The 19,737-nt window shown below is 65.8% G+C and carries 19 protein-coding genes and 1 riboswitch; of the genes, 9 read left to right on the top strand and 10 right to left on the bottom strand.

What is annotated here, in order from left to right; translation table 11 throughout:
* Positions 1 to 9: 9 nt before the first annotated feature.
* The 3 genes from CAP37_RS00975 to rplM form a co-directional block, all read right to left on the bottom strand.
* Positions 10 to 684 carry a DUF6776 family protein gene (locus tag CAP37_RS00975; protein WP_306297819.1) on the bottom strand — a complete coding sequence of 225 codons (675 nt, stop codon included), beginning with the start codon at positions 682 to 684 and terminating at the stop codon, positions 10 to 12.
* Between the two features lie 131 nt (positions 685 to 815).
* Positions 816 to 1,208: a 30S ribosomal protein S9 gene (gene rpsI, locus CAP37_RS00970; RefSeq protein ID WP_086122436.1), complete on the bottom strand. Its 393-nt coding sequence runs from the start codon at positions 1,206 to 1,208 to the stop codon at positions 816 to 818.
* Between the two features lie 12 nt (positions 1,209 to 1,220).
* Positions 1,221 to 1,652 (bottom strand): 50S ribosomal protein L13, encoded by a 432-nt coding sequence (rplM, locus tag CAP37_RS00965; protein WP_056267763.1) that lies wholly within the window; start codon positions 1,650 to 1,652, stop codon positions 1,221 to 1,223.
* 207 nt (positions 1,653 to 1,859) lie between these two features.
* Here rplM and CAP37_RS00960 point away from each other — a divergent pair, with 207 nt between their 5' ends.
* The gene (locus CAP37_RS00960; protein WP_086124758.1) at positions 1,860 to 2,777 is read left to right on the top strand and encodes a 23S rRNA (adenine(2030)-N(6))-methyltransferase RlmJ; all 918 of its coding nucleotides are present in this window, start codon (positions 1,860 to 1,862) and stop codon (positions 2,775 to 2,777) included.
* A 9-nt stretch (positions 2,778 to 2,786) separates the two neighbouring features.
* Here the strand turns inward: CAP37_RS00960 and CAP37_RS21860 are convergent, their stop codons facing one another.
* Entirely contained in the window at positions 2,787 to 3,422 is a 636-nt protein-coding gene (locus CAP37_RS21860) for a CAP domain-containing protein (protein ID WP_086122435.1), read from the bottom strand.
* 164 nt (positions 3,423 to 3,586) lie between these two features.
* Here CAP37_RS21860 and paaA point away from each other — a divergent pair, with 164 nt between their 5' ends.
* The 5 genes from paaA to CAP37_RS00930 are packed head-to-tail and all read left to right on the top strand — an operon-like array spanning position 3,587 to position 7,382.
* Positions 3,587 to 4,609 (top strand): 1,2-phenylacetyl-CoA epoxidase subunit PaaA, encoded by a 1,023-nt coding sequence (paaA, locus tag CAP37_RS00950; protein WP_086122434.1) that lies wholly within the window; start codon positions 3,587 to 3,589, stop codon positions 4,607 to 4,609.
* Positions 4,606 to 4,908 carry a 1,2-phenylacetyl-CoA epoxidase subunit PaaB gene (gene paaB, locus CAP37_RS00945; protein ID WP_086122433.1) on the top strand — a complete coding sequence of 101 codons (303 nt, stop codon included), beginning with the start codon at positions 4,606 to 4,608 and terminating at the stop codon, positions 4,906 to 4,908. The genes paaA and paaB overlap by 4 nt, the downstream gene beginning before the upstream one ends.
* Positions 4,908 to 5,759: a 1,2-phenylacetyl-CoA epoxidase subunit PaaC gene (gene paaC, locus CAP37_RS00940; protein WP_086122432.1), complete on the top strand. Its 852-nt coding sequence runs from the start codon at positions 4,908 to 4,910 to the stop codon at positions 5,757 to 5,759. The genes paaB and paaC overlap by 1 nt, the downstream gene beginning before the upstream one ends.
* Before the next feature lie 8 nt (positions 5,760 to 5,767).
* Positions 5,768 to 6,271: a 1,2-phenylacetyl-CoA epoxidase subunit PaaD gene (gene paaD / locus CAP37_RS00935; protein ID WP_086124757.1), complete on the top strand. Its 504-nt coding sequence runs from the start codon at positions 5,768 to 5,770 to the stop codon at positions 6,269 to 6,271.
* Positions 6,272 to 6,275: 4 nt separating this feature from the next.
* Entirely contained in the window at positions 6,276 to 7,382 is a 1,107-nt protein-coding gene (locus CAP37_RS00930; RefSeq protein ID WP_086122431.1) for a 2Fe-2S iron-sulfur cluster-binding protein, read from the top strand.
* Here CAP37_RS00930 and CAP37_RS00925 read toward each other — a convergent pair.
* Genes CAP37_RS00925 through ahcY form a run of 4 tightly spaced genes read right to left on the bottom strand, consistent with a single transcriptional unit; the run spans position 7,379 to position 10,843 of the window.
* Entirely contained in the window at positions 7,379 to 7,810 is a 432-nt protein-coding gene (locus tag CAP37_RS00925; RefSeq protein WP_086122430.1) for a septal ring lytic transglycosylase RlpA family protein, read from the bottom strand. The two genes, CAP37_RS00930 and CAP37_RS00925, sit on opposite strands and share 4 nt — an antisense overlap.
* Complete coding sequence (metF, locus tag CAP37_RS00920) at positions 7,807 to 8,637, bottom strand: methylenetetrahydrofolate reductase [NAD(P)H] (RefSeq protein ID WP_086122429.1); 831 nt, start codon at positions 8,635 to 8,637, stop codon at positions 7,807 to 7,809. Before metF ends, CAP37_RS00925 begins: the two co-directional genes overlap by 4 nt.
* On the bottom strand, positions 8,634 to 9,404 hold the full coding sequence (locus CAP37_RS00915) for a TlyA family RNA methyltransferase (protein WP_086122428.1): 771 nt from the start codon (positions 9,402 to 9,404) through the stop codon (positions 8,634 to 8,636). The genes metF and CAP37_RS00915 overlap by 4 nt, the downstream gene beginning before the upstream one ends.
* A gap of 5 nt (positions 9,405 to 9,409) precedes the next feature.
* Positions 9,410 to 10,843 (bottom strand): adenosylhomocysteinase, encoded by a 1,434-nt coding sequence (gene ahcY, locus CAP37_RS00910; protein ID WP_086122427.1) that lies wholly within the window; start codon positions 10,841 to 10,843, stop codon positions 9,410 to 9,412.
* Positions 10,844 to 10,912: 69 nt separating this feature from the next.
* A riboswitch (S-adenosyl-L-homocysteine riboswitch) is annotated at positions 10,913 to 11,000 on the bottom strand.
* A gap of 55 nt (positions 11,001 to 11,055) precedes the next feature.
* Between ahcY and CAP37_RS00905 the strand changes: the two genes are divergently transcribed.
* From CAP37_RS00905 to CAP37_RS00895, 3 genes are read left to right on the top strand one after another with little or no spacing between them, the layout of a single operon-like run.
* Positions 11,056 to 11,856: an HAD-IIB family hydrolase gene (locus CAP37_RS00905; protein ID WP_086122426.1), complete on the top strand. Its 801-nt coding sequence runs from the start codon at positions 11,056 to 11,058 to the stop codon at positions 11,854 to 11,856.
* On the top strand, positions 11,853 to 13,118 hold the full coding sequence (locus CAP37_RS00900; protein ID WP_086122425.1) for an MFS transporter: 1,266 nt from the start codon (positions 11,853 to 11,855) through the stop codon (positions 13,116 to 13,118). The genes CAP37_RS00905 and CAP37_RS00900 overlap by 4 nt, the downstream gene beginning before the upstream one ends.
* Before the next feature lie 45 nt (positions 13,119 to 13,163).
* Entirely contained in the window at positions 13,164 to 13,544 is a 381-nt protein-coding gene (locus CAP37_RS00895) for a hypothetical protein (RefSeq protein ID WP_086122424.1), read from the top strand.
* Here CAP37_RS00895 and CAP37_RS00890 read toward each other — a convergent pair.
* Together CAP37_RS00890 and uvrA are read right to left on the bottom strand one after the other, a co-directional pair.
* Complete coding sequence (locus CAP37_RS00890; RefSeq protein WP_086122423.1) at positions 13,541 to 13,864, bottom strand: hypothetical protein; 324 nt, start codon at positions 13,862 to 13,864, stop codon at positions 13,541 to 13,543. The two genes, CAP37_RS00895 and CAP37_RS00890, sit on opposite strands and share 4 nt — an antisense overlap.
* A 4-nt stretch (positions 13,865 to 13,868) precedes the next feature.
* Positions 13,869 to 19,673: an excinuclease ABC subunit UvrA gene (gene uvrA / locus CAP37_RS00885; RefSeq protein WP_086124756.1), complete on the bottom strand. Its 5,805-nt coding sequence runs from the start codon at positions 19,671 to 19,673 to the stop codon at positions 13,869 to 13,871.
* Between the last annotated feature and the right edge of the window lie 64 nt (positions 19,674 to 19,737).

Raw genomic sequence — 19,737 nt, 5'->3', positions numbered from 1 at the left:
TGACGAGGGTTACAGGTTGAAGCTTTGCATGGACCTCACCGAACTGCCTTGCAGGATCTTGGCGGTCACATTTTTTACCACGGCCTGGGCCGGCACGTCCACCAACCCCTCCATGCGCAGATAGCCCTTGATCAGCACAGGTTGCGGCGCGGGCGCCTGCGTGGCGGTCCAGGGTTTGCCCGCGAGCGTGCCGACAAAGGTGATCTCCAGCGCACCCTTGAAGTCGGGCGCATTCTTACTCGCCTGCATCATGAGCACCTGCCAGCGCAACTGCGTGTCAGACACGCGTTCGGCCTGCAACCCGCGGATGCTCAAGGCATCGGTACCAGAACCCGGAATCAGCCGCTCGAAGAAACCCAGGTCGCTGCGAAGTGCCTGGTTGTCGGTCTGCAGCTGGCGAATCTGCATCATGAGCTGCTCTTGCGCACTGCGCTCCGCAATCAACAGGCTTTCGGATGTGTTGGACACGGACTGCGCCTCGTTCAGGTTGGCGCGCAGCACCTGAACCTCGCGGCGCAGCTGCTGCAACTCCTGCGCGGCATGGCGGTCGAGCCCCGCGATGTCCTTGCCGAACTCGAAGGCCCACACCGCCAGTGCACCCGAAAACCCCAGCACGATCGCACCCAGCAACCAGCGCAGGGGCAAGGGCAGCCTGCTGCGCACGGACACCATCGGTGCGCTCACCGTGAGTCTTCTACGCAACAGGCGAAAACGCATTCAAACCTTTCAAGTGCAAGCAAAAGAAACCCGGACCCAGAAAGCAAAAACCGCCCCAAGTTTGACTTGAAGGCGGTTTCTGCTGGGTTTCAGGGCGCTTAGCGCTTGCTGAACTGCTTGCGACGGCGAGCCGAACGCAAACCCACTTTTTTCCGTTCCACTTCGCGGGCATCGCGCGTGACGAAACCGGCTTGCGACAGTTCCGGCTTGAGCGTTGCGTCGTAATCGATCAGCGCGCGGGTGATGCCATGACGCACCGCACCGGCCTGGCCAGATTCACCGCCACCGTGCACGTTGACCTGGATGTCAAAGGTTTCAGCATGGTTGGTCAGCAGCAGGGGCTGCTTGGCGATCATGATGGAGGTCTCGCGGCCGAAGTAGGCCTGGATGTCCTTGCCATTGACCGTGATGTGGCCACTGCCTTTTTTCAGAAACACACGGGCGACGCTGGATTTGCGACGGCCGGTGCCATTGTTCCATTCACCAATCATCTCAAGGCTCCTTTAGAGTTCCAGCACTTGCGGCTGTTGGGCGGTGTGCGGGTGCTCTGCACCGCCATACACCTTGAGCTTCTTGATCATGGCGTAACCGAGCGGGCCTTTGGGCAGCATGCCCTTGACAGCCTTTTCGAGTGCGCGGCCAGGGTGCTTGGCCTGCATGTCGCGGAAGTTGGTGCCGTAGATACCGCCGGGGTAACCCGAGTGGCGGTAGTACACCTTGTCGAGGGCTTTGTTGCCCGTGACGCGGATCTTGGCTGCGTTGATGATGACGATGAAGTCACCGGTATCGACGTGAGGCGTGTAAATGGCCTTGTGTTTGCCGCGCAAACGGAGAGCAACTTCACTGGCTACTCGTCCGAGGACCTTGTCGGTCGCGTCAATCACAAACCACTCGTGCGTCACGTCAGCGGGTTTGGCGCTGAACGTTTTGGTCATGAGTTTTCTCTGGGAAGAGGTGGTCTGGCGGCTCTTTTCCACGGTCGGTCGTTCTCTGACGGAACGCTCTTAGGTGGGGTTTGGATACTTCGCCGCGGAGCCAGCAAATCGCTGCGAAGCCCTCGATTGTACGAAATATCGGGGCTTGATGGCAACCACAGCCACCTGAACGGTCAGATCGGGCGGCCAAACCGCTACCATCGGGCGATGTTCAGCTACCGCCACGCCTTCCACGCCGGCAACCATGCCGACGTGCTCAAGCACCTCACCCTGATCGCCACGTTGCGCCATCTGATGCAGAAGGACGCCGGTATCACGCTGATCGACACCCACGCCGGCGCCGGTCTGTACCGGCTGGATGGCGACTACACCGAAACCGGCGGCGAGGCGAAAGATGGCGTGGTCAAACTCATGGCCGCCCTGCGCGCTGCTGGGAAGGAACCCGCCGCGGCCGCGCCGGCCATCGACGACTACCTCGACGTGATCGCCAGCTACAACCCTTCTGGCACGCTGCGTGTCTACCCGGGGTCGCCCTTCGTCATTCACCAGCTCATGCGCGTTGAGTCGCGCGATCGACTCAAGCTGTTCGAGCTGCACCCCACCGACAGCCGCACGCTCTCGGCCAACATTGCCCAACTTGAAGCCGGGCGCCAGATCGCCGTGGCGCGCGAAGATGGTTTTGAGGGTGTCAAGCCCCTGCTGCCGCCGCCTCCGTCCGCCACCGGGTCCAAGCGGGCGCTTGTGCTCATCGACCCGAGCTACGAAATCAAAAGCGACTACGGGAAAGTAAGTGCCTGCATACAAGAATGCATTCGGCGCTTTCCCACCGGCACTTTTCTGGTCTGGTACCCGGTGATCCCGCGGCCGGAGGCACACGATCTCCCACGCCGCCTGAAAACGCTGTGCAACCAGGCGCAACGACCCTGGCTTCATGCCACGCTGGCGATCGGCCAGGATCCCACCCACGGACCGGATGATCGGCCGGGCCTCACGGCCAGCGGCATGTTTGTGGTGAACCCGCCGCACACGCTCAAGGCGGTGCTGGCCGAAGCCCTGCCGCAGCTGCTGATCCACCTTGGGCGCGGTCGGGGCAAGTCGCAGGCGCTCGAGTCGGGCGGCGGCTGAGCTCACGGCTTACTGGGGCCGGGCCAGCGCCATGGTCCAGTATTTGCCGTAGGTGCTGCCGTTCTGCTGAACGCAGCTCACACCCACATCGCGGTACTCGGCCCGCATGATGTTGGCGCAATGCCCCGGGCTGGCCAGCCAGCCGTTCATGACGGCCGTCGCGGTCTGCTGGCCCGCGGCGATGTTCTCCCCGGCCCAGGACCAGGCGTAGCCCTCGGCGGCGATGCGCTGCGCAGGCGTGCTGCCGCTCAAGCCGGTGTGGGAGAAATAATTGTTGGTGGCCATGTCGCCAGAGTGGCGCGCCGCGGCGGAAAAAAGCCGGTTGTTCCACGCCAGCGGTGGCACAGCCGGCATTGCAGTGCTGCCACAGGTGCGGGCCGTGGCGCGGGCGGCATTGATCTGCTGCATCAGGCTGTTCTGGAAGTCGGGCAGGCCGCAGCTGGTTCCCGAGTCCAGCGCCAGCAATCCCGGCGTCCCGGTGGCGCCCGAGGATCCCGTGACGCTGCTGGGCGCGCCGCTCACGCCGCTGGACGCTGGGGCCGCGGTGTCCGACCCACCGCCCCCGCAAGCGGCCAAGGCCAGAAAGGTCGCACCAGTGGCAATGCAGCGGAGGAAGCGAATGAAAGGTGTGGGCGGTGCGTGCATGCGACCACTCTACGGGCGTCATGCGCGGTCCCGGTAAGCGAATGTGCGAACGGTTGCCAGCTCCGGACAAACCCCCATTCAGGCCATAGAAATTACCCGACCGCTCGGTCGGGTAACTGGCTATACTGCCGGAAAGCGCACCGATGCCGCGCAGGAGACGCCCCATGTACACCCAGTCGTTCAACGTGCCGGACCAGACGGACGGCAAGTCCACCGCTCTCAAGACAGTGCCGCTCGATGACGCCAGCGCCGCGCTGCAAGCCCATTTCGACGCGGTCGTCGATGCGGACGGCAAGATCGAACCGCGCGACTGGATGCCCGAGGCCTACCGCAAGACGCTGGTGCGCCAGATCAGCCAGCACGCGCACAGTGAGATCGTGGGCATGCTGCCCGAAGGCAACTGGATCTCGCGCGCGCCCAGCCTCAAGCGCAAGGCCATCCTGGTGGCAAAGGTGCAGGACGAAGGCGGCCACGGCCTCTACCTTTACAGCGCCGCCGAAACGCTGGGCACCAGCCGCGACCAGATGTTCGACGCACTGCACAGCGGCCGCGCCAAATACAGCTCCATCTTCAACTACCCCACCCTGACTTGGGCCGACGTGGGTGTGGTGGGCTGGCTGGTGGACGGCGCGGCGATCATGAACCAGATTCCGCTGTGCCGTTGCAGCTTCGGCCCTTACGCGCGCGCAATGATCCGCGTGTGCAAGGAAGAGAGCTTTCACCAGCGACAGGGCTACGAAGCCCTTCTGGTGATGATGCAGGGCACCGACGAGCAGAAGGCCATGGTGCAGGACGCAGTGAACCGCTGGTGGTGGAAGTGTCTGGCGATGTTCGGCCCGCCCGATGCGGACAGTCCCAACAGCGTGCAGGGCATGCGCTGGGGCATCAAGCGCATCAGCAACGACGACCTGCGGCAGAAATTCGTGGATGCAACCGTGCCGCAGGCTGAAGTGCTCGGCGTCACGCTGCCCGATCCCGACCTGAAGTGGAATGAAGAACGCGGCCACCACGACTACGGTCCGATCGACTGGGACGAGTTCTGGGCCGTGGTGAACGGCGACGGCCCGTGCAACAAGGAGCGCCTGGCCACGCGCGTGAAGGCATGGGACGACGGCGCCTGGGTGCGCGAGGCTGCCCTGGCGCATGCGCGCAAGCAACAGGAACGCGCCATGAAGGAGGCAGCATGAACACCGTCAACAGCGCTCTCAAGGAATGGCCGCTCTGGGAAGTGTTCGTGCGCAGCAAGCAGGGCCTGGAACACAAGCACTGCGGCAGCCTGCACGCCAGCGACGCGCAGCATGCGCTGCACCTCGCACGCGATGTGTACACGCGCCGCCAGGAAGGCGTGAGCATCTGGGTGGTGCAGTCCAGCAGCATCACCGCCAGCGAGCCCGACAGCAAGGACAGCTTTTTCGATCCCGCTGCCGACAAGGTGTATCGGCACCCCACCTTCTACGAGATCCCGGACAAAGTGGGGCACATGTGATGGTCGCAGCTCCGACACACGCTCCGATCGACTACTTGCTGCACCTGGCCGACAACGCGCTGGTGCTGGGTCAGCGCAACGCCGAATGGTGCGGTCACGGCCCGATCCTCGAAGAAGATCTGGCGCTGGCGAACAACAGCCTGGACCTGCTGGGCCAGGCGCGGCTGCTCTACCAGCACGCGGCCGCACTGATCAACGACGACGCAGACCAGGCCCGGCGTTTCGCGCACCTGCAGGGCGCACGTCAGGACGGCCGCATCACCGAAGACACGCTGGCCTACTTTCGCGATGTGGCCGAGTTCCGCAACCACACGCTGCTTGAACTGCCGCACAGCGGACCACTCGCTGGCACCGCAACGGGTGACCGCGACTACGCAACCACCATCACCCGCAACTTTCTCTACAGCGCGCTGATGGTGCTGGTGTGGGACCGGCTGCAGTCGTCTGCCGACGCGCAGCTCGCCGCCATCGCCGCACGATCCATCAAGGAGACGCGCTACCACCTGCGCCATGCCAGCGACTGGCTGGTGCGCTTCGGCGACGGCACCGCGGAATCGCGCGCGCGCGCGCAGGCTTCCCTTGAACACCTGCTTCCCTATACCCAGGAATTCTGGATCGGCAGCGAAGCCGAAACGCTCGCGGTAAAGACCGGCACTGGCGTTGACGTGGCCAGCCTCCAGGCCAGCTGGAATGCGCTGCTGGACGACACACTGAACGAAGCCACCCTGCAACGCCCCGCCGGGCGGGGCTACGTGCCCCAGGGCAAGCTCGGCGTGCACTCCGAGCACATGGGTTTCCTGCTCGCGGAGATGCAGAGTCTGGCGCGCGCGCACCCCCACGCTGTCTGGTGAACCCCGTCATGCACGCCGAGATCTGGGATGCACTCGCCGACCTGGCCGATCCGGAGATTCCGGTGATCAGCCTGCGCGAGCTCGGCATCCTGCGCGATGTGCGCACTGGCGCCGATGGCACACCCGAGGTGGTGATCACGCCGACCTACAGCGGCTGCCCGGCCATGGGCCAGATCGAAGACGACGTGCGTGCGGCCCTCACCAACGCCGGCCACTCGGCGCGAGTGATCACGCAGCTGGCACCTGCGTGGACCACCGACTGGATGAGCGAGAGTGCGCGGGAGAAGCTGCGCGCCTACGGTATCGCACCACCGCAGTGCGGCAGCAACGCCCAGGCGGGCACCAACGTACTGAAGTTTTCGCGCCAGGCCCTGTCGCGCGACGCCGTGCCCTGCCCGCAATGCGGCTCGACCCACACCACCGAGACATCGCCTTTTGGCTCCACCGCCTGCAAGTCCATGTACCGCTGCCTCGCCTGCCTCGAACCCTTCGACTACTTCAAACCGTATTGACGCCATGAGCACCGCCGCCCGTTTCCACGAACTGCCGATCGCTCGCGTCACGCCCGAGGCCGCCGGCGCGGTGGCCGTGACGCTCGCGGTCCCTCCCGACCAACGCGCCGCTTTCGCCTTCGAGCCCGGTCAGTTTCTCACTGTGCGCGCCACCATCGGTGGGCAAGATGTGCGGCGCAGCTATTCCATCAGCAGCCCGCGCAGCGCGTACACCCGGCAAGGCGAACTCACGCTGGGCATTCGGCCGGTGGAAGGCGGGGTGTTCTCCAACTGGGCGGCGTCCGCGCTCAAGGTGGGCGACACACTCAAGGCCATGCCGCCGGATGGCCGATTCACCGTGCACAAGACTCGGGCGCTCCACCGCGTGGGCTTTGCGGCGGGCTCGGGCATCACGCCGATCCTCTCGCTCATGGCGAGCACGCTGGAAGAATCGCCCGACAGCAAATTCACCCTGGTGTATGGCAACCGCCGCATGGGCAGCGTGATGTTCAACGAAGCGCTGCAGGACCTGAAAGATCGCTACGCCAGCCGGCTCACGCTGATTCACATTCTTTCGCGCCAGGCGCAGGAAGTGCCGTTGCTCGAAGGGCGAATCGACGGCAACAAGGTGCGCGAACTCATCGCCACGCTGCTGCCTGTGGGCAGCATGGACGAGGTCTTTGTGTGCGGCCCGGAAGCCATGATCGAGGCCACCGAGAAGGCATTGCTCGATGCGGGCGTGCGACCCGACCGCGTGCACACAGAACGGTTCACCTCGCCCACGCTGGAAGCCCTGTCACCAGACCAGCGGCAGGCCGTGGTGCTGGGACACCCGGCGGTGCGAACCGAGGGCGACGTTTCACTGACTGTGGTGCTCGACGGCAAGCCCCACGAGCTGCGCATGAACCGCGATGAGCGCGTGCTCGATGTCGCCCTCAATGCCGGTCTGGACCTGCCATGGTCGTGCCGCGGCGGCGTGTGCTGCACCTGCCGCGCCAAGGTGCTCGAAGGTGCTGTGGCGATGGAGAAAAACTTCACCCTGGAGCCTTGGGAAACCGACAAAGGCTTCGTGCTGAGCTGCCAGGCCAGGCCCACCACCGATCGCGTGGTGGTGAGCTACGACGAACGCTAGTCTTTGAGCACGACAACTGGCGCAACGCCGGTCTGCACCAGGCCGATCGCGGCTGCAGCGGCGCGGCTCAGATCGATGATGCGTCCCCGCACGTGCGGGCCACGGTCGTTGATGCGCACCAGAACTTCCTGCCCCGTCCGCGCGTGACGCACTCGCACGCGGGTGCCGAACGGCAGGCTCTTGTGCGCAGCCGTCAGGTCATTCATGTCGAAAGGCTCACCGCTCGCGGTGCGCCGGCCATGGAACTTTTCGCCGTACCACGAAGCCAGACCGCGTTCGATCTCACCCTGAACCTGGGCATCACCCGGCAGCGCATCGGGCATGCCAGGCATGCCAGGCATGTCGGGCGCGGACGGCGCACGCGTGGCGCAACCTCCCAGCCACAGCACAGTGGCGAGCAGGGCGGCGAGCGCAGGCTTGAAGGTCATGCCAGGGCCAGCCGACGCACGATCTCGCTGGTCGCGCCGCTCTGGTTCATGGTGTAGAAGTGCAGGCCGGGCACACCGGCGTTGCGCAACTGGTCGCACAGGTCGGTCACCACATCGAGACCGAAGGCCTTGATGGATGCCGTGTCGTCGCCAAACGCTTGAAGCCGCATGCGTATCCAGCGCGGAATCTCGGCGCCGCAGGCGTCGGAAAATCGCATGAGCTGCGTGGAGCTGGTGATGGGCATGATGCCCGGCACCACCGGCACGTCCACGCCCATGGCATGCAGGTCGTCCACGTAGCGAAAGTACGCGTCGCTGTTGAAGAAATACTGCGTGATGCCCGAGTTCGCGCCGGCTTTCACCTTGGCCGCGAAAGCATCCAGATCGCTGAGCGGCGATTTCGCTTGCGGATGGGTCTCCGGGTAGGCCGCCACTTCAATGTGGAAACGGTCGCCGGTCTCGGACCGCACGAACGCCACGAGGTCGCTGGCGTAACGGAATTCACCTCCCGTGCCGTAGCCACTGGGGAGGTCGCCGCGCAATGCCACGATGCGGCGAATACCGGCGGCCGAATAGGCCGCCAGCCGCTCGCGGATGCTCTCGCGCGACTGTCCAATGCAGCTCAGGTGCGGCGCGGCAGGGCAGCCCTCGGCCATGATCTCGCTCACCGCCTGCAGGGTACCGTCCTGAGTGGAGCCACCGGCGCCAAAGGTGACCGAGCAGAACTCGGGCTTGAGCGCATACAACTGCTGGCGCACCGCGCGCAGCTTGACCGCGCCTTCGGCCGTCTTGGTCGGAAAAAATTCGAGGCTGATCGGAAGACTCACGGTCCTCTCCTTGACTCATGGATTGCACAGACAAAAAACTCGCGGTTCCCGTCACCCCCGGTGATCGGGCTCTCGAAGTAATCGCGCATCAGCAGACCCGTGGCGGCACAGGTTTGTTCGATGCGTTCGCGGACGATGGCGTAACTCGCCACGTCCTTTACCAGCCCACCCTTGCCGATCTGTTCTGGCTGCAACTCGAACTGCGGCTTCACCAGCATCAGCAGGTGTGCGCGATCCGCGAGCAGCGGCACGAGCGCGGGCCACACCAGCGTTTGCGAAATGAACGACAGGTCGCCCACGATCAGGTCGAAGGAAGGCGGTCCACCGGCAGCGCGCAACACGTCGGTCGACAGCTCGCGCGCATTGCATTTCTCAATGCAGATCACGCGCGAATCGCTTCGCAGCGAGGGATGTAACTGACCCTGGCCCACATCCACGCCCACCACCTGTTTGGCGCCGTGCTGCAACAGGCAGTCGGTGAAACCACCGCTGCTCTGCCCCACGTCGAGACAGCGAAGCCCGTTCACGTCGAGCCCGGTGTGCCGCAAGGCACCTTCGAGCTTCAGACCTCCGCGCGAGACATAGCGTGTTTCAGCTGTGTCCAGCAGGCGCAGCTCGGCCGCATCGCGCAGTTCCTCGCCGTTCTTGGCCACCGCTTTCCAGTCACCACCCGGCAGCCGCCACTGCACGCCCGAAGCGATGAGCCGCTGGGCCTGCGATCGGGTGGCTGCCAGGCCGCGCTCGACCATCAACTGGTCGACCCGCATGCGGATCAATACCGGTAGGTGTCGGGCTTGTACGGGCCTTGCTTGGGCACGCCGATGTAGGCGGCCTGCTCGTCGGTCAGTTCGGTCAGCATCGCGCCGACCTTTTTCAGGTGCAGGCGTGCCACCTTTTCGTCCAGGTGCTTGGGCAACACGTAGACCTTGCCGATGTCGTAGCTGTCCGGGTGCGAGAACAGTTCGATCTGCGCGATGGTCTGGTTCGCGAACGAGCTCGACATCACGAAGCTGGGGTGGCCGGTGCCGCAGCCCAGGTTCACCAGGCGGCCTTTGGCCAGCATGATGATCTTCTTGCCGTCGGGGAAAGTCACGTGATCCACCTGCGGCTTGATCTCGTCCCAGGTGTACTTCTCGATCGAGGCGATATCGATCTCGTTGTCGAAGTGGCCGATGTTGCAGACGATGGCCTGGTCCTTCATGGCGGCCATGTGGTCGTGCGTGATGATCGACTTGTTGCCGGTGGTGGTCACGAAAATGTCGGCCTTGTCGGCCGCGTATTCCATGGTCACGACCTTGTAGCCCTCCATCGCGGCCTGCAGGGCGTTGATGGGGTCGATCTCGGTCACCCACACCTGCGCGGACAACGCACGAAGCGCCTGGGCCGAGCCCTTGCCCACGTCACCATAGCCGGCCACGCAAGCGACCTTGCCGGCGATCATCACGTCGGTGGCGCGCTTGATGCCGTCGACCAGGCTTTCACGGCAGCCGTACAGGTTGTCGAACTTGCTCTTGGTCACCGAGTCGTTGACGTTGATGGCGCGGAACGGCAGTGTGCCCTTCGCGCTCATTTCCTTCAGGCGGTGCACGCCGGTGGTGGTCTCTTCGGTCACGCCGATGATCTGCGCGGCCTTGCGGCTGTACCAGGTCGGGTCCTGCGCGAGCTTGGCCTTGATGGCGGCGTAAAGGCAGGTTTCTTCCTCGCTGGTCGGCTTGCTGATGACGGACGCATCCTTCTCGGCCTTCTGGCCCAGGATCATCAGGAGCGTGGCGTCGCCGCCATCGTCCAGGATCATGTTGGGGCCTTCGCCCTCGGTGCCAGCCGCGCCGAATTCAAAGATGCGGTGCGTGAAGTCCCAGTATTCGGTCAGGGTTTCGCCCTTGTGCGCGAACACCGGGGTGCCATTGGCCACCAGCGCGGCGGCAGCGTGGTCTTGCGTGGAGAAAATGTTGCACGAGGCCCAGCGCACGCTGGCGCCCAGGGCTTGCAGCGTTTCGACCAGCACCGCGGTCTGAATCGTCATGTGGATGCTGCCGGTGATGCGCGCGCCCTTCAAGGGCTGCTTGGCGGCGAATTCCTCGCGGATGGCCATCAGACCGGGCATTTCGGTCTCGGCAATCTTGATCTCTTTGCGGCCCCAATCGGCCAGGGCGATATCGGCGATCGCGCAATCGGTGAAGGTGGGGTTGTTCAGACGGGCATTCATGGTTCGCTCCAGTAAGGATGGACAAACCACATCTCGCTAGGGGAGTCGAAATGAACTCATCACACGGGATGTGGATGAGCGTCGTTGCATGGATGGTCCGAGCCTCACGCCCCGCTGCCGAACAAGTCGGTGGGACGCTGCAACGCTCCTCGGATCCAGGGATTCTAGCCGATACAGGGGTTTCAGCGGCTGTGAGAAACTGCCCGCCTTCCATGGATAAACCTCCACTCCACCGCTGGCCCGCGTCGGCCCGTGCCGGGATTCACGGCGTGCTGACCGACATCGACGATACCCTCACGACCGACGGAGCCATCACGCCCGATGCCCTGCTAGCACTGCACCGCCTGCGCGCAGCCGGCTTGCCGGTGCTGGCCATCACCGGGCGGCCGGCGGGCTGGAGCGAGGCCTTTGCGCTGGACTGGCCGGTGGGCGCAATCGTGGCGGAAAACGGCGCCGTGGCCCTGTGGCGCGGGGACGATGGCGAACTCTGCCGCGCCTACCTGCAGGACACGAAAACCCGCGCGGCCAACTTCCAGCGGCTGCAAGCGGTGGCGCAGCTCGTGCTGGCCGAGTTGCCGCAGGCGCGGCTGGCCGAGGACAGCCCAGGGCGCGAGACCGACATCGCGATCGACCACAGCGAGTTCGCCCACCTGAGTGAAGGGGAGATCGCGCAGGTGGTGCGCATCATGCAGGCGGAAGGCCTGAATGCCACCGTGAGTTCGATCCACATCAACGGCTGGATCGGAGACCACGACAAGCTGGCCGGCGCGCGCTGGATCGTGCGTGAACGCCTGGGCCGCGTGCTGGATGACGAACTGGACCGATGGGTCTACGTGGGCGATTCCACCAACGACGCGCGCATGTTCGCCCACTTTCCGCACAGCGTGGGTGTGGCCAACGTGGCGCGATTCTGGGGCGCGCTTTCGCACCACCCGAGCTACGTGGCGCAAGGCGAACGCGGCGCCGGTTTCGCCGAGGTGGCAGCGGCCGTGCTGGACGCGCCGGGCCGATGAGCGAGCACCCGCTGCCACCGCAGCACACGGGTATGGGCCCTGCACCAGCCCGTCCGATCGAAAACGCACCGCTGGGCCTGTTCGCCATCTTCGGCTCCACCTTCTTCCAGCTGGTGGGCTACTTCATGCTCATGCCGCTGCTGTTGTTGCGCCTGAAGGGAGACGGTGTGTCCACCGCGCTCGCTGGCGTGTTCGTGGCCACGGGCTGGCTCGGCATCTTTGCCATGACGCCGTTTGCCTCGGCGATCACGCAGCGCCTGGGTCGGCGTCCATCGCTGTGGCTCGCGGCCTTCGTGCCGGTGCTCGCCATTGGCGGCTTCATCTTCAGCGATTCGCTGGTAGTGTGGTTCGTCTGCATCTTCATCGAAGGCATGGCCGCCGGCCTGCGCTGGGTGCTGGCCGAAGCCGTGGTGGCCGAGTTCTCGCCCTCACACCAGCGCGGGCGCAACGTGGGCATCTTCGAGACCATGGTGGGCACCACCTTCGTGCTCGGGCCGCTGGTACTGGCCTGGGCCGGCGCGCAGAGCAACGCTGCGCTGTGGATCGCCCTGGGATTCACGGTGCTGGGCCTGTGCTGGAGCCTGCTGATTCCGCGCGTGCCGGCCGCGGCCGATGCGCACAGCGCGCACGTGGGACTCTCTGGCGTGTGGCATGCGCTGCGCGCGCACCCGCTGATCATGACGGTGGGTTTCGTCGGCGGCTTCTTCGAAAGCGGCCTCACCTCCATCCTGCCGCTGTACGGGTTGGCGCTGGGGCTGGGCGCCACGCTGGCCGCGCTGCTGGTGTCCGCCAGCGGCCTGGGCAGCGCCATCATGATGCTGCCCGCCGGTGTGCTGGCCGACCGCATGTCACACCACCCCACACGGCGCTGGGGCGATGAGCGCGCTGCGCGCCTCACACTCATGCGCGCCTGTGCCCTCGTGACGCTGGCCGCGACGCTCGTCATTCCCTTTGTCGCCAGCAAGCCCTGGCTGGCAGCCCCGGTGGCCTTCCTCTGGGGTGGCGCAGGCGGTTGCCTGTACACGCTGGCCATGATCGACATCGGTTCGCGCGAAGAAGGCATCACGCTGGTCAACAGCACCGCCGTGCTGGTGCTGTCTTACACGCTGGGCGGCGTGCTGGCGCCTGCTCTGGGAGCCGCCGCGCTTCAGTGGGCGCCCACCCTCGGCTTTCCGGCGCTGCTGCTGGCAGTGGCGGGCGGGGGCTGGTGGCTGTTGAGACGGGCCGGGCCATCCCCATCTGTGGGAACCCACCCGGGTTAAGCTGCATCCCACTGGGTGCCCACCGACACACAGAGAGGAATTCCCATGGCCCTTCCCTGGCTGCTGGCCCTGAAAGTGATTCCCTGGGGCGACGTGATCGAACACGCGCCCAAGGTGCTGAACGCCGCCCGCAAACTGATGGACCGGCAGAAGACGCCGCTGCCCCCGGTACCCCGCGCCGACCCGCTGGACCTGGGCCAGGCGCCGCCGAGCCTGGGTGAACTGAAAAACCGGCTGGTGGAAGCGCGTCAGCTGATCGACCAGCAGTCCGTGGTTCAGGAGCAGATGGCGCAGACCCTGACCGAGCTGGCCGAACAGAACGCGCGGCTGGTCAGCGCCGTGGAACTGCTGCGTGTGCGCACTCGCCTGCTGCTGTGGGTAGCCGTGGCACTGGCCGCGGGTGTGATCTGGGCGATGCTGCGTTAGAGCCGACGGGCTTCCAGCGTGGCGTCGCAGCCCACACCAGCGGCGATCCAGCGCCGGGCCAGCCGCCGCACCACGGGCGCCGCCCAGCGCCAGCGCGGGCCCAGCACCGCTTCGGTGTCCACGAGTGCGCCGCAGCGGTAGATCTTTCCTTCACCATCCCACCGCAACGCATCGCAGGCCCCCAGGCGCCTGCGCGAGATCACCCGACCCAATGGGCAAGGCTCCGAGAGGCAGCACACGCCGCATCCGTTGCACGGGGTACCCAGCGCCGGCTTGGCCGGCGCCTCGGCCTGAATGTGGATGACCTGGTGCTGGGTCAAGCGATCACACCCGCGCCAGCACCGGCCCCAGCACACGCCCCGTATGCGTGTCCAGCCGCACCACTTCATCGGGCGGTGCAGCGGCCACGATGCGGCCACCGCCCGCCCCGCCTTCTGGACCCAGGTCGATGATCCAGTCGGCCTCGGCCATCACGTCCAGGTCGTGCTCGATCACCACCACGCTGTGGCCGCCATCCACCAGGCGGTGCAGCACGCGGATGAGTTTTTCCACGTCGGCCATGTGCAGGCCCACCGTGGGTTCGTCCAGCACATACAGCGTGTGCGGGGCCTTCTGCCCGCGACGCGTCACGTCGTCACGCACCTTGCTGAGTTCGGTCACCAGTTTGATGCGCTGCGCTTCGCCGCCCGACAGCGTGGGGCTGGGCTGGCCCAGCGTGAGGTAGCCCAGCCCCACATCCTTCAGCAGTTGCAAGGGGTGCGCGATGTTGGGCATGGAAGCGAAGAACTCGACCGCCTCGTCCACCTCCATTCGCAGCACATCCCCGATGCTCTTGCCCTTCCACGTCACGGCCAGCGTCTCGGGGTTGAAGCGCGCGCCGTGGCAGACCTCGCACGGCACCTTCACGTCGGGCAGGAAGCTCATCTCGATCGTGCGCATGCCCTGCCCTTCGCAGCCGGGGCAACGACCTTCGCCGGTATTGAAGCTGAAACGCCCCGGGGCGTAGCCGCGCGCCTTGGCTTCGAGCGTGTCGGCAAACAGCTTGCGCACCGTGTCCCAGAAGCCGATGTAGGTGGCTGGGCAGCTGCGCGGCGTCTTGCCTATGGGCGTCTGATCGACTTCGAGCACGCGGTCCACCACTTCGGTGCCCAGCAGCTTTTCGCAACCGGTCCACGTGGGGCGCTGCCCTTTGTCCCAGGCAGTGCGCCCGGCAAAGGTGCTTCGCTGGCTCACGGCGGTGGCCACGTTGGTCAGCAACACGTCGCGCGCCAGCGTGGACTTTCCCGATCCCGAGACGCCGGTGATGACGACCAGGCGCTGCAGTGGCACGGACGCGTCGAGCTGGTTCAGGTTGTGCAGCTGGGCTGCTTTCACCTGGAGCCAGTGATCGGTGGCACTCGCTGGCAAGACCGGGCGCCTCGCCTGCAGCGGGTGCTTCATCGCATGCAGCAGATAGCGCCCTGTCACCGACTCCGAGTTCGCCGACAGATCGGCCACCGAGCCCTGCGCCACCACACGCCCACCGCGTTTGCCCGCGCTGGGGCCAATGTCGATGATGTGGTCGGCGCGGCGGATGGTGTCTTCGTCGTGCTCGACCACCACCAGCGTGTTGCCTTGCTCGCCGAGTTTGTGCAGCGCATTGAGCAAGATGGCGTTGTCGCGCGCGTGCAGGCCGATGGTGGGTTCGTCCAGCACGTAGCACACCCCTTGCAGGTTGCTGCCGAGCTGCGCGGCCAGGCGGATGCGCTGGGCTTCGCCGCCGGACAGCGTGGGCGCGCCCCGGTCCAGCGTGAGGTAGTTCAGGCCCACTTCTTCAAGAAACGCGAGGCGGCTTTCGATTTCGGGCAGCAGGTCGCGGGCGATGTCGGATTCGCGCTGACTCATGCCTGTGTCCTTCAGCAACCCTTTCACCCAAAGGCGCACATCACCCACCGCGAGCCGCGCCACGTCGGTGATGCCCACCCCAGCGAATCGAACCGCGCGCGCCTGTGCGTTCAGTCGCGTGCCCTCGCAGGTGGGGCAGGCCTGGTCCACGATGTCTTCCACCTCGGGTTCGGCAAAACTCTGTTCTCGTCCGCGTTCCTTGTCGTCGCGCACCGAGTCGTCGAGCACCTTGCGCTGGTCGCGCGAGAGCGCCACGCCGGTGCCCACGCAATCGGGGCACCAGCCATGCTTGCTGTTGTAGGAGAAAAGGCGCGGGTCAAGTTCGGGGTAGCTGGTGGCGCAGACCGGGCAGGCGCGTGTGGTGGAGAACACCTCCAGCTTGCCGAGCTCGCGCGTGGACGCGCCTTCAGCCAGCGCCTGCGCCAGGCCGTCCAGCGGCGTGAGCACATGCACCACGCCCTTGCCGATCTCCAACGCTTTGTTGAGTTGCTGGCGCAGCGCGGCCTCGTGGTCGGCGCTGACCACGAAGTCGGCCACCGGCAGCTCGATGGTGTGTTCCTTGAAACGGTCGATGCGCGGGAAGCCGGTGGTGGGCAGGAACTCGCCGTCCACGCGCAGATGGGTGTGCCCTCGCGGACGCGCCCAGTCGGCCAGCTCGGTGTAGACCCCTTTGCGGTTGACCACCAGCGGCGCCAGCAGGCCAATGTGCTTGCCCTTGTAGCGCGAAAGGATGGCCGCCGCGATGCTGTCGGCGCTTTGCGGCATCACCGCCGCCCCGTCGTGCACGCAGTGCTGCGTGCCGAGCTTCACGTAGAGCAGGCGCAGGAAATGCCACACCTCGGTGGTGGTGCCCACCGTGCTCTTGCGCCCGCCGCGCGAGAGCCGCTGCTCGATCGCCACGGTGGGCGGAATGCCATACACCGCGTCCACCTCAGGCCGCCCGGCCGGCTGCACGATGCTGCGCGCGTAGGCGTTCAGGCTTTCCAGGTAGCGGCGCTGGCCTTCGTTGAAGAGGATGTCGAACGCCAGCGTGCTCTTGCCCGAACCGGAGACACCGGAGATCACATTGAACTTGCCGCGCGGGATGTCCACGCTCAGGTTCTTCAGGTTGTGTTCCTTGGCGTTGACGATCTGAATTGCGTTGGAATGGCGCGGCTTGCGACGGGGTCGAACTGCGGCGCGGTATCGATGCCCGACACCGGGTTCGTTGACCTCGTGCACCTCGCCCATGGAGAGTGCGTAATCGCGCAGGGCCTTCGCGGTGTGGCTGGTGGGGTGCTCGCGCATGACCTCAGGCGGGCCTTCGGCCACCACCAGGCCGCCTGCGTCGCCGCCCTCCGGGCCGAGGTCGATCAGCCAGTCGGCCGCGCGGATCACGTCCAGGTTGTGCTCGATCACCACCAGCGAATGGCCGGCATCGAGCAGTTTGCGCAGCGAGCGCATGAGCTTGGCGATGTCGTCGAAGTGCAGGCCGGTGGTGGGTTCGTCGAACAGGAACAGCGTGCCCTTGCGCGAGAGCGGCTGGCGGCTCGCGCTGGCAGACTTCGCGGCTTCGGCCAGGAAACCGGCGAGCTTCAGGCGCTGCGCTTCGCCGCCCGAGAGCGTGGGCACGGGCTGGCCGAGCTTCACGTATTCCAGGCCCACGTCCACGATGGGCTGCAACGCGCGGATGACTTCGCGGTCACTGGCGAACAGGGCGGCGGCTTCGCTCACGGTGCGGTCCAGCACGTCGGCCACATTGAAATGCCGCCCTGCGCGTTCGATCTTCACTTCCAGAATCTCGGGCCGGTAGCGCTTGCCGTCGCAGTCCGGGCAACGCAGGTACACGTCGCTCAGAAACTGCATTTCCACATGCTCGAAGCCCGAGCCGCCGCAGGTGGGGCAGCGCCCGTCGCCGCTGTTGAAGCTGAACTTGGCCGGTGTGTAGCTGCGCTGGCGCGCGAGCGGCGCGTCGGCGAACAGCGCGCGGATGGCGTCCCACGCGCCCACGTAGCTCACCGGGTTGGAGCGCGCCGTCTTGCCGATGGGCGACTGATCGACGAACACAACCTCTGAGAGATGGTCGGCACCCAGCAGACGGTCGTGTGCGCCGGGGCTGTCGGTGGACTTGCCGAAGTGGCGCAGCAGCGCGGGTGCGAGCACATCTTGAATGAGGCTGGACTTGCCCGAGCCCGACACGCCGGTGACCACCACCATGCGCTGCAGCGGAAACTCGACCGACACATTCTTCAGGTTGTGTTCGCGCGCACCTTCCAGGATGAGGCGCGGCGTGTTGTCGGTGACCATGCGCTTGAAGCCCATGCCCACAGTCTTGCGTGAGCCCAGGTAGGCGCCGGTGAGCGTGTCGGCCGTGCGAATCGCTTCGGGCGTGCCGTCGAACACGATCTCGCCGCCGCGCTCACCGGGGCCCGGGCCCATGTCGATCAGCCGGTCGGCCGCGAGCATGACCGCCGGGTCGTGCTCCACCACCACCAGCGTGTTGCCCGCGTCGCGCAGGCGCAGCATGGCGTCGACGATGCGCGCCATGTCGCGCGGGTGCAGGCCGATGCTGGGTTCATCGAGCACAAACAGCGTGTTCACCAGCGAAGTGCCCAGCGCGGTGGTGAGGTTGATGCGCTGCACCTCCCCGCCAGACAGCGTGCGGCTCTGGCGGTCGAGCGTGAGGTAACCGATGCCGACCTCGCAGAGGTAGCGCACGCGGGTGTTGATCTCGTCGAGCAGCAGGCGCAATGCCTGGGCCTGGCCGGAGGCGTCTGAGCCAGCGGGCGGCAGCGCCTCGTCGAGCGTGCTGAAGAAGGTGCGCAGCCGGTCCAGTGGCATCAGCATCAGGTCGTGCAGGCACAGACCCGGCAACGCTTCCAGCTGCGCCCGGCTCCACTTCACGCCCTGCGGCATGTAACGCTTGTCTGCAGGCAGCACCGCATCGGCCTGCGCCCTGGTGCCGATGCGCCAGAGCAGGCTGTCGTTTTTCAGGCGCGCGCCGCGGCAGCTGGGGCACTCGGTGTAGCTTCGGTATTTGGAGAGCAGCACCCTGATGTGCATCTTGTAGGCCTTGCTCTCCAGGTACACGAAGAACCGGTCCACGCCATACCACTGCTGGTTCCACTTGCCGTTCCACTGCGGTGAGCCGCCCTTCACCCACTGCTGCTGCTCGGGTGTGAGCTTGGCCCAGGGCGTGTCGCGCGGAATGCCGGCCGCCTCGGCGTGCCGCATCATGTCGTCCTGGCACTCCTTCCAGGCCGGCGTCTGGAACACCTTGATGGCGCCAGCGCGCAGCGTGAGCTTGTCGTTCGGAATGACCAGCCCGTAGTCCACCCCGATCACCCGCCCGAACCCCCGGCAGGCCTCGCAGGCGCCCACGGCGGAATTGAAAGAAAACATGGAAGGCGTGGGCTCGGCGTAGCGAATGTCGCTCTCCGGGCAATGCAGGCCCGTCGAAAACCGCCAGATGTCGGGCTCCCCGGAATGGGGGTCAGATTCCAATTTCAGCGCATAGACCATCAGCTTGCCGCCGCCGCGCTTCAAGCCCACCTCGATGGCCTCCATCACGCGTACGGGCTCGGTGGTGCTCATGCGAAAACGGTCGGCCACCACGTCGAGCAGTTTCACCGCTTCAATGACCGGCTTTGCCTTCTTCTTGCCCTTGGCCTCAGGCTCGGCTGCAGCTTCACGCTGCACCGTGCGCTCGGCCTGCACACGCGTGTAGCCACTGGCCGAAAGCCACTGTTCGACCTCTTCGGGCGTGGTGCTGACCGGCAGCTCAACCGGAAAGGTGACCACCAGCCGCGGATCCCCCGCTGCAGCGGCGCGCGCCTGCAGCTCAGCGAAGATGGATTCGGGCGAGTCGTGGCGCACGGGCGCACCGGTTTCGCGGTCGAACAGGTCGGCGCCGCGCGCAAACAGCAGCTTCAGGTGGTCGTTGAGCTCGGTCATGGTGCCGACCGTGGAGCGCGAGCTGCGCACCGGGTTGGTCTGGTCGATGGCGATGGCCGGGGGGACGCCTTCCACCCGGTCCACCGCCGGCTTGTCCATGCGGTCCAGGAACTGCCGCGCGTAGGCGCTGAAGGTCTCCACGTACCGCCGCTGGCCCTCGGCGAAAAGGGTGTCGAACACGAGACTGGACTTGCCCGAACCGCTCGGCCCGGTGACCACGGTGAGTTCGCCGGTGCGGATGTCCAGATCGAGGTTTTTCAGGTTGTGCTGGCGCGCGCCGCGGATGCGGATCAGCCCGGAACCGCCTTCCATCGATTGCTCGATCCCGTCGGCGGGAGAAGCGGTTGAAATCGCGGCCGCAGACAGCTCAGCGGGC

Source organism: Hydrogenophaga sp. IBVHS1 (assembly GCF_002127265.1).
Classification (GTDB): domain Bacteria; phylum Pseudomonadota; class Gammaproteobacteria; order Burkholderiales; family Burkholderiaceae_C; genus Hydrogenophaga.
Note: the sequence above shows the minus strand (reverse complement) of the source record. Positions and strands in the feature narration are given on the sequence as shown.